Source organism: Natronobiforma cellulositropha (assembly GCF_025629245.1).
Classification (GTDB): domain Archaea; phylum Halobacteriota; class Halobacteria; order Halobacteriales; family Natrialbaceae; genus Natronobiforma; species Natronobiforma cellulositropha.
Window position 1 is genome coordinate 1 of sequence record NZ_JANZXN010000051.1, and the last position, 12,603, is coordinate 12,603.

Annotated in this window: 14 protein-coding genes and 1 pseudogene; 10 read left to right on the top strand and 5 right to left on the bottom strand. The window is 66.6% G+C overall.

All coding sequences use genetic code 11. The features are described from left to right. Nucleotides 1-206 precede the first annotated feature (206 nt). Nucleotides 207-665 (top strand): universal stress protein, encoded by a 459-nt coding sequence (locus tag N0B15_RS15730; protein WP_263020660.1) that lies wholly within the window; start codon nt 207-209, stop codon nt 663-665. Between the two features lie 276 nt (nt 666-941). Here N0B15_RS15730 and N0B15_RS15735 read toward each other — a convergent pair whose 3' ends face one another. The 3 genes from N0B15_RS15735 to gfo6 all read right to left on the bottom strand — a co-directional run bounded on the left by N0B15_RS15735 (nt 942) and on the right by gfo6 (nt 3,946). Continuing rightward, nucleotides 942-1,616 (bottom strand): ThuA domain-containing protein, encoded by a 675-nt coding sequence (locus N0B15_RS15735; RefSeq protein ID WP_263020661.1) that lies wholly within the window; start codon nt 1,614-1,616, stop codon nt 942-944. Between the two features lie 93 nt (nt 1,617-1,709). Further along, the gene (locus N0B15_RS15740) at nt 1,710-2,807 is read right to left on the bottom strand and encodes a mandelate racemase/muconate lactonizing enzyme family protein (RefSeq protein WP_263020662.1); all 1,098 of its coding nucleotides are present in this window, start codon (nt 2,805-2,807) and stop codon (nt 1,710-1,712) included. A gap of 68 nt (nt 2,808-2,875) precedes the next feature. Further along, complete coding sequence (gene gfo6 / locus N0B15_RS15745; protein ID WP_263020663.1) at nt 2,876-3,946, bottom strand: D-xylose 1-dehydrogenase Gfo6; 1,071 nt, start codon at nt 3,944-3,946, stop codon at nt 2,876-2,878. A gap of 219 nt (nt 3,947-4,165) precedes the next feature. Here gfo6 and N0B15_RS15750 point away from each other — a divergent pair, with 219 nt between their 5' ends. The 4 genes from N0B15_RS15750 to N0B15_RS15765 all read left to right on the top strand — a co-directional run bounded on the left by N0B15_RS15750 (nt 4,166) and on the right by N0B15_RS15765 (nt 7,124). Continuing rightward, nucleotides 4,166-5,032, top strand: coding sequence for an ABC transporter substrate-binding protein (locus N0B15_RS15750; RefSeq protein ID WP_263020664.1), 867 nt, complete (start codon nt 4,166-4,168; stop codon nt 5,030-5,032). A 129-nt stretch (nt 5,033-5,161) separates the two neighbouring features. Beyond that, nucleotides 5,162-6,337, top strand: coding sequence for a LolA family protein (locus N0B15_RS15755; protein WP_263020665.1), 1,176 nt, complete (start codon nt 5,162-5,164; stop codon nt 6,335-6,337). 134 nt (nt 6,338-6,471) lie between these two features. Beyond that, on the top strand, nt 6,472-6,819 hold the full coding sequence (locus N0B15_RS15760) for a winged helix-turn-helix domain-containing protein (RefSeq protein ID WP_263020666.1): 348 nt from the start codon (nt 6,472-6,474) through the stop codon (nt 6,817-6,819). Then, a complete protein-coding gene (locus tag N0B15_RS15765; protein ID WP_263020667.1) occupies nt 6,816-7,124 on the top strand; it encodes a DUF7521 family protein in 309 nt (102 codons plus the stop codon). Before N0B15_RS15760 ends, N0B15_RS15765 begins: the two co-directional genes overlap by 4 nt. Nucleotides 7,125-7,385: 261 nt before the next feature. Here N0B15_RS15765 and N0B15_RS15770 read toward each other — a convergent pair whose 3' ends face one another. After that, nucleotides 7,386-8,063, bottom strand: coding sequence for a phosphatase PAP2 family protein (locus N0B15_RS15770; RefSeq protein WP_263020668.1), 678 nt, complete (start codon nt 8,061-8,063; stop codon nt 7,386-7,388). Nucleotides 8,064-8,305: 242 nt separating this feature from the next. Here N0B15_RS15770 and N0B15_RS15775 point away from each other — a divergent pair, with 242 nt between their 5' ends. Together N0B15_RS15775 and N0B15_RS15780 are read left to right on the top strand one after the other, a co-directional pair. After that, on the top strand, nt 8,306-8,803 hold the full coding sequence (locus N0B15_RS15775; protein WP_263020669.1) for a DedA family protein: 498 nt from the start codon (nt 8,306-8,308) through the stop codon (nt 8,801-8,803). 54 nt (nt 8,804-8,857) lie between these two features. Then, nucleotides 8,858-9,772 (top strand): DMT family transporter, encoded by a 915-nt coding sequence (locus tag N0B15_RS15780; protein ID WP_263020670.1) that lies wholly within the window; start codon nt 8,858-8,860, stop codon nt 9,770-9,772. A gap of 39 nt (nt 9,773-9,811) precedes the next feature. Here the strand turns inward: N0B15_RS15780 and N0B15_RS15785 are convergent. Continuing rightward, nucleotides 9,812-10,084, bottom strand: a pseudogene (locus N0B15_RS15785) (thioredoxin family protein); the annotation flags it as partial. Between the two features lie 99 nt (nt 10,085-10,183). On the opposite strand from N0B15_RS15785, the gene N0B15_RS15790 reads away from it, so the two are divergent. The 3 genes from N0B15_RS15790 to N0B15_RS15800 all read left to right on the top strand — a co-directional run. Next, a complete protein-coding gene (locus N0B15_RS15790) occupies nt 10,184-10,972 on the top strand; it encodes an SDR family oxidoreductase (protein ID WP_263020672.1) in 789 nt (262 codons plus the stop codon). Between the two features lie 60 nt (nt 10,973-11,032). Continuing rightward, a complete protein-coding gene (locus N0B15_RS15795; RefSeq protein ID WP_263020673.1) occupies nt 11,033-11,803 on the top strand; it encodes an SDR family NAD(P)-dependent oxidoreductase in 771 nt (256 codons plus the stop codon). Between the two features lie 164 nt (nt 11,804-11,967). Continuing rightward, a partial coding sequence (locus N0B15_RS15800) for a hypothetical protein (protein WP_263020674.1) occupies nt 11,968-12,603 on the top strand: 636 nt, incomplete at its 3' end.

The following is a 12,603-nucleotide window of genomic DNA, read 5'->3' on the forward strand; positions in this document are numbered from 1 at the left end:
CGCGGCGGTCGTGGAGTACTTCGAGGACTACGTCGACTGTCTGGTAGTGGCGTTGTTGCCCGAGGACGCGAGCGCGCTCTCGGAGGAACACCACTACGTGACCGAAATATAGGCTGTGTTTCACCCTGTGAGCTGATGGCAGGCGGCCTGTGAACCGGGAGCTACCCGGCACAATATTTATTTACCGATGGGTTTCAGTATCAGATATGAAACGCGCACTCGTGGTAGTCGAATCGGAAGACCACGCTCGAACGCTGATCCGTGAGGCCGGTGAGCTGGCCGACGGCGTCGGTGCAGAGCTACTGTTGCTCACGTTGATGGACCGAGACGGATACGAACAGGACCTAGAGACGATGGCGACCATCGCGAACATCGAGGGAACCTCGTACACGACCGAAGACGTCAAAGAGAGCGGGCGACAGTACGCTCGAGACCTCGCCAAATCGGAGCTTGACGGTCTCGACATCGAGTACGAACCGGTCGCAGCGATCATCGAAGACGGGGACGAGGCGCACCGAATCGTGGCGGTCGCCGAGGAGAAAGACTGCGATCACATCTTCATCGTCGGCCGGAAGCGCTCGCCGACGGGGAAAGCCATCTTCGGTGACACCGCCCAGCGCGTCATCCTCGACTTCGGTGGTATCGTCTCGGTCGTGACGGCGTAACGGTCTCCCCCTTCTGCGTCTGGACGTGAACCGACGGCCAGAGAGTAGTGATTACAGACGTACGATCGTAACGAAAAACCGGGCGGATCGGTGTGTATGTTTCGATTCGATACCCGAACGTCCACCGATACCTGCCTGGGGGAACACAGTCGGCGTCCGACCGCCGGGCGGCGGTCCCCAGTCGAAGGTGGGACGATGGCAAGAGACCCTACTCGAGTAGTGGACCGTCTCTGAGTCGACAACGCGACTGCGGGCGGTCGGCTGCGGATGCTCGAGTCAGTGGCCGTCGCCGGTACACCAGCGAACGCCACGACGGAGGAGGTCACCGACGGCCGGATCGGTGATCGTCGAGACGGTGTGGCCGACGGCGACGTAGCAGACGCGTCCGTCGCCGTGGTCGCGGACCCAGACGACGGGCATGTCGGCGTGCTCGTAGTGGTCCATACGCGCGAGGACGCGAACCGAGTCGTCGACCTCGAGGACGTACGGTTCGTCGTAGACGCGCAGGTCGGACAGCGAGGCGGTGATCGGGTGGTGGCTGTCGACGACGCGGACGTCGTAGGTCGAGCGTTCCGGGTGAGTGAGGAAGTGGCCGCCAATCAGCTCGCGGAGTTCGGGGACGGGTTCGTCTCGGCTCTCGATGACGGTGTCGGGATGCTCGGAGACCGTCGACGTGAGGTCGGCCGCACAGTGGAGTCCGAGGTAGCCGCCACCGCCCTCGACGAACCCGGTGACGCTCGAGCGCTGGGCCTCGGTCAGGGTGCTGTCGGTGAGGTAATCGAGGAGGACGTCGTACTCGCGGAGGTCTGTGAGGTCGTCACGGTCGGTCGTGAGCGTGACGTCGATGCGGGGCGACTCGAGCGCGTCCGCGAGGTGGGGACCGATCTCTTCGAAGCGGTGGAACGGAAACGCGTTCTCACCGATGGCGAGAACGGCGGTGTCTGCAGCCATACCTCGGAGTGGCCCGCCTCGAGTATAATTCCACTGGAGCCAGCAATCGAGTGACGGCAACGGATAGACGAGCGGTCAGGTACGTGCCCGTGCTCACACGAGTTCGCTCACTTCGTGGTCGGCCGTCGAGAGCCACGCCGAGTTCACCTCGACGCCCCACCCGGGACCATCGGGAATCGCGACCGTGCCGTCTTCGACGGTCAGTGCAGGGGTGAACAGCCCCTCGGCCCAGTGGTCTTCGATCGAGTACTCGAGATAGGGACCGGCGTTCTCGAGCGCACCCAGCAGGTGGAGGGTGAAGACGGCGACCATCGAGTGGTTGGCAGCGTGGGGGACACAGGGGAGACCGGCGTTGGCGGCCATCTCGGCGACGCGTCGCGCCCGGCTGATGCCACCGACGTAACAGACGTCCGGCTGGACGACGTCGACGGCACCCAGCTCGATCAGGCGACGCCACTGGGCGAGGTCGTTGTCCTGTTCACCACCGGCGACGGGAATGTCGATGCGCTCGGTGACGGCGGCGGTCGACTCGAGGTCCCAGTAGGGACAGGGCTCCTCGAAGTGGACGACACCATTGGGTTCGAGGGTCGTCTCGGCGAAGTCGACTGCGCCCTCGACCGAGTAGGCGCTGTTGGCGTCGACGAGGAGGTCGACCTCGTCTCCGAGAGCCTCGCGAACGGCCGAGACGACCGCCTCGCTGCGTCCGGGCCACTCGTCTTCGTCGCTCCCTTTCGACTCGCGTGCGCCGACACGAACCTTGAACGCCTCGAACCCGTGATCGTCGCGCAGGCGGGTAAGCCGCGCCGCCTCGTCCTCGGGGGAGATGTCCCGGCGCATACTCGAGCCGTAGGCCGGAATCTCGGTGGGTTCACCGCCGAGCAAGGAGACGACGGGTTCACCCTGGCGTTTTCCTCTGAGGTCCCACGCCGCCGTGTCGAGACCGACGAGCGCCCGGCAGACGTACGACCAGGGGAACTTGTACTCGGCTTCGATCACCGAGTCGACCAGCCGGCCGATCTCGAGCGGATTCTCACCCAACACGTGCGGAGCGACCTGCCGGTGAAACACCGTCGCCGTGATGTCCGCGTTGTACGGCGATAGCTGGCCGATACCGACGTCTCCGTCGCTCGTGTGGAGGCGGACGAAGCCGACGGTCCGCGTGGCGAACGTCTCGAGTTTGTCGATCATCATCGATCAGCCCTCTCTTCGGGGGCACAAGAAGACTCGGGTGGCCGACAGTCACGAGAAAGGTGTACGGGTTAGAGTTCGATCCGCTCGCCACGGTCGGCCGACTCGTAGATGGCGTCAGTAATCCGAACGTCGAGGACGCCGTGGTCGCCACCGGCCTCGAGTTCGCCGTCGGCGAGGATGGCCGTCGCGAAGTAGTCGAACTCCTCGCACACCTCGTGGGGTTCGTCAGTCTCGACGACCGTCCGCCCGCCGTCGCGCTCGAGCGTGATCGTCCGCGTCACGTCGACGCCGAAGATGGGTTCGATCACGATCCGGCCCTCGGTGCCGAGGATTGCGAGGCGGTTCGCACTCGCTGCACCGAAACTCGCCGTACAGGAGGCGGTGACGCCATCGGGAAACTCGAGGGTGAACGCGACGTGTTCGTCGACGCCGTCGAAGGCGGGTGAGGGGGCGCTCGTCGTCGCCCGGACGGCGACGGGATCGGACTCGAGGAGGAAGCGGGCGGTGTTCAGCGGGTAGACGCCGATGTCCATCAGTGCGCCGCCACCGGCGAGGTCGGGGTCGATGCGCCACTGGGTCGGGTCGGCGTCCTCGCCGGCGAGCATCCGGAAGGAGAACTCGCCGTGGAGCTGGACTGGCTCACCAATGAAGCCCTCACGAATTCGCTCGCGGACCCAGCGGACCGAGCGCGTCGTCTGCATGCGGTAGGCGGTCATCAGGGTGACGCCCGCCTCCTCACAGACCGCCGCTGCCTGGGCCGCACGGTCGCCGTCGGCCTCGAGCGGTTTCTCACAGAGGACGTGTTTGCCGAGGGCAGCGGCGGTCTCGACGTGCGGGAGGTGGAGGGCGTTCGGCGTGACGACGTAGACGGCGTCGTAGGCGTCTGCGGACTCGCCGGCGGCGTACTCGTCGTAGGTGAGTACGGTCTCGACGCCGACCTCGTCGGCGACGCTGGCGGCGGTCTCGGGAGAGCCACTCACCAGGGTGGTGGTCTCACAGAATCGTGACTCCTCGATCGCCGGAATCGCGACGTCCCGGCCGAACCAGCCCAGACCGACGACGGCGAACCGCACCGGCCCGCCGTCGACGTCTCGTTCCCAGTCCCGTTCGTCGAACCGCGTCGGCACGTCGAGCATCATGGCTCGAGATACCGCCGACGGGAGATAAAAGACTGCCTCGCGGCCGGACGTGCCGGGTCGGACTCCTCGTTTCCGGTGAAATGTGGCCGACAGGTCCCGGGTGGGACGTGGCTCGAGTGAGTGGAGAGAAAGCAGAGACGGTTTCTTTGTTCTCGAGATGTAATCTGGAATAGTTGCCAACACCGGCGGATTTATCTCACAGGTGGGTGACGTGACGATATGAACCGAACCCGCCGTGCGGTGCTGGCCGCGGTCGGCGGGGCGTCCGTGTCGGTCGGTGGCTGTCTCTCCGGGCGGCGCTCTCGAGCGGGCGGGTCGTGGGCGGGGACGCTCACCGTCGCGGTTACGACGAGCACGTACGACGCCGGTCTCGCGCGCCACCTCCACGGGGCATTCGAGACCGCCGAGGCGGTCCGCGCCAGGACGGTCTCGGCCGGGAGCGGAGAGACGATCGCCGCGGGCCGCCGCGGTGACGTCGACGTGGTGATGGCACACGCGCGAGCGCTCGAGGAGGAGTTTCTCGCCGCCGGATACGCCACGGGGCGCTACCCGTTCGCGAGCGGCGATTTCGTCCTCTGTGGACCCCCCGACGATCCGGCGGGTGCGGGCGAGGCAGACGGCGTACTGTCGGCGCTCGAGCGAATCTACCGGCGTGAACGGAACTTCCTCTCTCGAGGGGATGGCTCGGGAACGCACCACAGAGAGCGCGACCTCTGGGAGACCGTCGGCATCGACCCGGCCGGCGAGTGGTACACGGAGAGCGGGAGCGGGATGGGCGAGACCGTCCTCCAGGCCAGCCAGCGCGGTGCGTACCTGCTGGCGGTACGAGCCAACATCGTCGCGATGCGCTCACGCGTCGACCTCGCGGTCCACGTCGAGGGACCGACGGCCGGCGGCGACCGGCGACTCGAGAACATCTACAGCTTCCTGCCGGTGAACCCGGCGGTCCACCCCCACGTCGAGAGCGACCTGGCGGAGCGGTACGTCGACTTCTTGGCCGGCGAGCGGGGACGGGCGCTGCTCGAGGAGTTCGCGATCGAGGGCGAGTCGGTGTTCGTCCCGCACGCCACAGAGAACGGTGCGTGAAGTGAGACGAACGAGACACCACTGGCCACACCGACCGGCGCTCTCGCCTCCGGGAAGCCAGTCAGCGGGCGTGGTGATAACACAGTAACAGAACGATAGAGTGATAGGTATCGGCTCACGAGTGACGGTATGGGCCGGCAGATCCGAGCGACGGTGGCCATCGTCGCCCTCGTGGTCGTCCTCGCCGGATGCAGTGGATTCACAGGGGGCGAGGAGACCGATCGCACCGAGGCACTCGCCGAACGACTCGCGGACGCCGAACCACCGGCGTCGGTGGAGGCGGTACGCGCCGCCAGCGTCGAAACCGACGGCGACCGGAAGTCGATCACGACGCACGTCTGGCTCCGCGGAGACGGTGCCACCAGGGTCGAAGGCGTCGACGAACCGTACGTGGTCGTCACCGACGGCGAGCGGGCCTGGAACCACGACCTCGAGACGGACAGCGTCTCGGTGCTCGAACTCGCCGCGAGTGACGAGAGCCGTCTCGAGCGACTCTACGCCGAACAGCAACGGTACGTCGAGAACCTCGAAATCGAAACCGTCGAGGAGACGACGGTCGACGGGCGCGAGGCGCTTCGCGTCGCGTTCGAGTCGCCGCCGACCGAGACGGTCGAGCGCTCGATCGACCTGCTGGTCGGCGACACCGTCTACCAGTTGCCCCTCGAGACGGCGACGGTCGAAGACGGGGAGGCGAACGCGCTCGCGGTGACCCTCGACGAGGAGACGCTCTTCCCGCTCGAGTTCCGCCTCGAGACGGCCGAGGCGACGTTCACCGTCACCTACGAGGACGTGACGATCGGCGAGCCGATCGACGACGAACGCTTCGAGCCACCGCAGGTGAACGAGACCGGGACGGACGACGGGACTGACGACTCGGAGCCATCGGACGACCCGTTCGAGATCGTCCTCCCGACGATCACCGAGTACGAGACGGTCGAGGAGGCGGCCGGGGCGGTCCCGTTCGCGGTCGCCGAACCGCCGGCGGCGGCCCTGCCGGAGACCGTCTCCCTCGAGACGATCAGCGGCTACGAGTTCCACGACGAGAACCGGACGCAGGTCTCGCTGTTCTACCGTGGCGCGGGCGAGACCGTCTCGGTCACGACCGGTGACGCACCGCGGGGCTACGCGAGCGGCGGCGACCCGGTGGAGGTCGACGGTGCGGTCGGGTCGCTCGAGCGGACCGGCCAGGGAACCGAACTCGAGTGGGCGTGTGGCGACCGTCACTACTCGATCTTCGCGAGCGACGGGCTCGACGACGGTCTCGCACTCGCGGTTGGCGAATCGATCGGCTGTCCGGCGTCGTGAGCCGTGTCAGCGACCCGTCTCGGCGGCGACTGGTGGCGGGCCGCCAACAGCGAGCGGTGGGAACCCAAACGGCGTGTTCTGACTCGGAGAATCCGTGTGTCTTTTGATATGGGTCGAAGAACGAACGGTCACTCGTGAGTGAGGACGACGACCTCCCGACGGTACTCTCGATTCTCGACGACGAGTACGCACGATCGATCCTCACCGAAACCAGCGTCGAACCCATGTCTGCGAAAACACTGAGCGAACGGTGTGACGCGTCCTTGCCGACGATCTATCGGCGACTCGAGCGACTCGAGGCGTGTCAACTCGTCACCGAAGAAACCGAACTCGCACCGGACGGCAACCACTACAGCGTCTACAGCGCGAACCTCGACCGCCTGACCCTCTCGCTCGAGGACGGGGCCTTCTCGCTCGACGTGGCCTACCGCGAGGCGGACGTCGCGGACACGTTCACGGACATGTGGGAGGGACTCCGATGACGGAGGTCGTCCGGCTCGACGAGGCGACGACGTTCGAGGTGCTGTCCGTGGTGACGCTGTTGCTCGTCGCGCTCTTCGGGGCCATCATCGCCTACCAGGCCTACCGGGGCTACCGGCGCAACGGGGCGACCTCGATGCTCTATCTCGCCGTCGGTCTCGCCTTGCTCACCGTCTTTCCGTTCCTCGTCAACGTCGGACTCAACACCGTCGCGAATCCGACGCAGGTAGCGGTCGTCTTCTTCGAGAACGTCTGTCGGTTGCTCGGGCTGGTGACGATCACGTACTCGCTGTACGGCCGACACTGACAGACACCGGGTTCGACGCGGCGGTTCGACGCGTGCTGGTACTCGTCTACACACTGGAAACTCGACGTCGAGCGACGCGAAAATGCGTCAGCGGGGGTGACTATCACCGGACGGAACTGTCAGAGGCACGGGGACGACGCCTCCGTGGTGGAGTGGCTCCTGCGTCCCCATCAGGCCCTTTCTCCCCCGGGGTAATAGAGACGCGACAGCGTTTTCCGAGCGTGAAAATCCGCGTCAGACGAGGGGCAGACGCGTCAGGAGTCAGCGACGGCGGAAGACGACGGCGCTGAGGAGGACCACGGCGATCAAGACGGCGGCGTCGGCGGGCCGCCCGGTGACCAGTCCACCGGCGGCCGGAACCGCAGCGACGGCAGCAGCCGTGAGCACGGGATCGCTCGAGCGGTCTCTGAGCGCCAGTGTGACGGTGAGGAACGCGAGTCCGACGGCCACGCCCGCGAGGACGTCGCCGACGTAGTGAACGCCGAGGGCGACCCTCGAGAGGGCGACGGCGACGACGAGGCTCGCACACCCGAACAGACGCAGTCGGCGGGGACCGACGCGAGCATCGGCGGCGACGAGTCCCCAGAACACCGTGGCTGCGAGGGCGTGTCCGCTCGGAAAACTCGAACTCGTCGGGCCGACGGCGAGATCGTAGACAACCGAGCTCGCACCGGGAAACGCGACCGCCGTCGCCGGTGGCTCGACGATGGGGCGGGCGATGGAGAAGATCGGCTTGAGCGTGACGAAGAGTCCGTAGCCACCGGCGACGATTGCTGGCCACGTCGCGACCCGGTGGCGATCGGCGGAGACGACCGCCAGCGCCGTTGCCGGGGCGACGACGTAGACGCTCCCGAGGAACGTGACGAACACCAACGCGAGAGCGAGCACGGGCGGCACGCTCTCGGCGAGTGTGGCAACGAGGTCGGCATCGAACAGCATTGGCTCTCGGCCGGCCGTTCGCCACCCGTCCTGAAAAGCATCACACAGATTTTCTGGGTGAGAAAACGCGCACGCGGATATACGTACCAGCGTGACCTCTCGTCGAGCAGATGCATTCCAGCCGCTCTCTCTGCCGTCTCGGTGACGCTCACTGCAGTCTGCGACGAACGGATCGATCACACCCCCGGTCGGGACCGTCCGAAACGGGACGCCGGTCGGAACCGTCCGCAGCGGCCTGACCCATGCTCGAGTCGTTCCTCGAGTTCAGCTACGGGCTGCTCGAGACGGTCGGTCTGCCGGTCCTGTTCGCCATCTTCGTGCTCAAGGGGTCGCTGATCGGGAAGGTGTTCCCGACGAGCGTCTTCCTGCCCGGCTACGTGCTCGCGATCCGGGCGACCTACTGGGAGGCCGCCCTGGTCGTCCTGGTGGTGACGGTCGCACACGTCCTCGGACAGCTCGTCGTCTACGCTGGCTGCCGGCGGTACGGCCGGCCGTTCGTCGAGTCGAATTCCTACCTCGACCTCGAGACGGAGCGCTTCGACCGGTGGTTCGCCCAGTACGGCGGCGTCGCGATTTTCGCGACGAACGTGGTTCCCTGGACCCGTGGCGTGATCGCGATTCCGGCCGGCGTCAACTCCTATCCGGTCGGCCGGTACACGACGTACATCAGTGCGTCGACGGTCCTCTACCACGGCGCGTACGTCACGCTCGCGCTGGCAGGTATCGCGGTACTGGTCTGACCGACGCCGGCCGGAAACGGCAAGGACTTTCGCCCGCGGAACGAAGTGGGGGACGTGTCCCGCGCGTTCGACGCCGCGCTCTTCTGTACGCTCGCAGTGTTGTGGGGGCTGTCGTTTCCCGCCATCGCGGTCGGACTCGAGTACCTGCCACCGCTGCTGTTCGCCGCCGCGCGCTACGACGTGGCGGCGCTGCTGTTGCTCGCGTACGCGGCGGTTCGTCTCGAGGAGTGGGTACCGCGGCGGCGAAACGATCAGGCGGCGATCCTCGGCGGAGGACTGTTTCTCGTCGCGGGCAACGGGCTGTTGTTCGTCGGCCAGCAGACCGTGCCGAGCGGTGTCGCCGCGGTGATGAACGCGCTCATTCCCATCGTCACCGCCGTGTGGGCGTTTCTCGTCCTGGGCGAACGCCTCTCGAAACGTGGCGTGGTCGGTGTCCTCATCGGCTTTCTGGGCATCGCGTTCGTCGTACAGCCCGATCCGACCGATCTGCTGGCGGGCGGGACCGTCGGGCGGTTGCTCATCGTCGGGCAGGTCGCGAGCGTCGCCCTCGGTGGCGTCCTCGTACAGCGGGCGGCACCGACCATCGGACGCGTCCCGCTGACGGGGTGGTCGATGCTCGTCGGCGCACTGGCGTTGCACCTCGCGAGCGCCGGGATCGGCGAGACGGCGACGGTGACGGCGGTCACACCGACGGCGCTCGCGATGGTCGGGTACCTCGGCGTCTTCTCGACGGCGCTCGCCTTCTTCATCTACTTCTCGATTCTCGAGGAGTACGGCGCGTTCGAAGCGGCGCTCGTCGCCTACCTGGTGCCGATCGTCGCGACGGTCGTCGGCGTGGTCGCCCTGAACGAGTCACTCGACGCGCTGACGGTCGTCGGCTTCCTCCTCGTCGTCGTCGGCTTCGCGATACTGAAGCGGAACGCGATCGCCGACGCGCTCGACCCACCGACCGGACTGGGCCGGCCGTGAGCCGACACCGGCGCGGAGCGAGCGACGGGCGAAAGCGCTCTACAGAAGCTGCCGGAGGTGATCTTCGATCTGCGCACGCGGCTGGTAGCCGGTGAGCGTCGCCTCGACCTCGTCGTCGGCGAGAATAACGAGCGTCGGGACGGTGTTGACGTCGTAGGCTTTCGCCGTCTCGACGTGGTCTTCGACGTCGAGGGAGGTGAACGCGACCTCCTCGTACTCCCCCTCGAGTTCGGCGACGACTGGCTCCTGTTGCGTACACGGCCCACACCACTCCGCGTGAAAGGTCAGGACTTCGACTCCCATTCGTTTCTCGACTGTCCTCGGAAACTAAAGCCGTTACTACTTCGCCCGCTCGAGCGGATGCTTGCCTCGGGGTCAACGTTTACACGATAGCCGGGAGACGGCTTACGTATGGACTTACAGATCGATGGCAACGCAGCACTCGTGACGGCATCGAGCAGCGGTCTCGGCAAGGCGTCGGCGCGCGCGCTCGCGATGGAGGGCGTCGACGTCGTGATGAACGGCCGGGACGAGACGCGACTCGAGGAGGCCGTCGAGTCCGTCCGCGCGGACGCGACGGGTGAGGTCGTCGGCCACGCGGGCGACCTGACCGACCCCGACGACATCGCGGCGATGGTCGCCCGCCCCGTCGAGGAGTTCGGCAGTCTCGACCACCTCGTCACCAGCGCCGGCGGCCCGCCGAGTGGACCGTTCCTGGGCACCGACGACGAGGACTGGTACGAGGCGTTCGACCTCCTCGTGATGAGCGTCGTCCGCCTGGTCCGCGAGTCGGTCGACCACCTCGAGAGCGGCGGCGGCACCATCGTCAACATCACCTCCAAAAGCGTCAAGGAAGCCATCGACGGACTGGTGCTCTCGAACGCCGTCCGCATGAGCGTCATCGGTCTCGAGAAGACCCTCTCGAAGGAACTCGGCCCCGACGTGCGCGTCAACGCCGTCCTGCCAGCGGCCCACGAGACCCCGCGCATTCGGGAACTCGTCGAGCAGTCGGTCGAACGCGGCGAGTACGACAGCTACGAGGAGGGACTCGCCGCCCGCGGTGAGGGGATTCCGATCGAACGCATCGGCGATCCGATGGAACTCGGCCGGACGGTCGCGTTCCTCTCTTCGCCCGAGTCGGCGTACATCAACGGGCAGGCGATCGTACTCGACGGCGGCGGCGGCAGCGCGAACCTCTGAGAGCGCGACCGAATCGCCGCCAGCCGAACGCTTTTTCCCTCACCGGCTGTGTGAGCACACATGACACGGGGACTCGAGGGTGCGGTCGCGGTCGTCACCGGCGCAGGTGCAGGCATCGGCGAGGCGACTGCCCGCCGGTTCGCCGCCGAGGGAGCGCACGTCGTCGCCGTCGACATCGACGGCGAGGCGGCCGCGGAGACGGTCGCGACACTCACCGGAGACGGCGCTGAAGGACTCCCAGTCGAGACCGACGTGAGCGAGGAGGCGGCGCTCGAGCGGGTCGCACGGCGCTGTGAGGAGGCGTTCGGCCGGGTCGACGTACTGGTGAACAACGCGGCGGTCCGTGGCGAGCAGGGACCGGTGACGGCGGCCGATTCGGCCGTCATCGACGCCGTGATCGACGTCAATCTGAAGGGCGCAATCTACGGCGTCAAGCACCTGGTTCCGCTGATGGGCGAGGGCGGGTCGGTGATCAACGTCGCCTCGATCGGAGCGCGCCTCCCCCGGGAGGGGTGGAGCCTCTACGACGCGACGAAGGGCGCGCTCGTCGCGATGACGAAGGACATGGCCTACGACCACGCGGCCGACGGCATCCGCGTCAACGCGGTCTCTCCGGGCTGGGCGATCACCGACTACCACATCGGCGAGCGCGAGGGCGACGCCGCCGACCGCTACGTCGAGGAGCTAACGACGCCCCACGAGGGCGGCCCCGGAGCGCTCGAGCGCGCTGCCCGCCCCGAAGAGATCGCCGACGCCATCTGCTATCTCGCCTCCGAGGAGGCGTCGTACGTCACCGGGACGAATCTCGAGGTCGACGGCGGCGGGCTGTGACCGGCGGCCGGCCGTGAATACCGGAGGAAGGGGATGCCTCCCTGGAGGTTACTCTGAGGTAATCACGTAGGTTACCCACACATAAACCCGGGTTTATATTAATTAAAATTGGACAGTTCTGTATGTGTGAGAAACAGAGCGGCGGCTGGGGGAAACACTAACGTATGCGGTGGCGTACACTGATTTTCATCGGCATCGTAGTACTCCTGGTCGGCGCGTTCGCTACCTTCGGTGGGTTCGCGTCGGCCGTTTCGAGCGGTGACGGTCCCGAAGAACGATTCCTCGGGGCTCAGGCGGACGGTGTGACGACAGCGTCGATAGCGTCGTCGGATACCGTCGGAACGGGCGGCTGGCTCGAGTTCGTCGAGGCGGACGTTCCGGACGGGCAGGTCACACCCGGTGAGAACGTCACCATCGAGGTGACGATGCGCAATGCCGGGCTCGGACCACAGCCCCTCGGCGGCGCGGTCGAACTGCTGGAAGCCGACGGCGAGGCAGTGGCGAACGCGACTGCGACGACCGACGTAATCCTGCGGCCCGGCGACACACACGAGTACGAGGTCTCACTGGGGGAATCCCTCGACGTTGGCACGTACATCGTGGCCGTCGACGGCCGGCAGGTCGACAGCGTCGAGTTTCGCGAGCCGCTGAAGCTGGTCGGCCACACCCTCGAGACGTCCGAGGTCGCCTTAGATGACCGCCTGGTGGTCAACGCGACCTTCGAGAACGCAGTGAGTGAACCTCACGGCATCTCGAACATCGACATCGGTCTCTACGACGAACTCGGCCACCGGGCCACC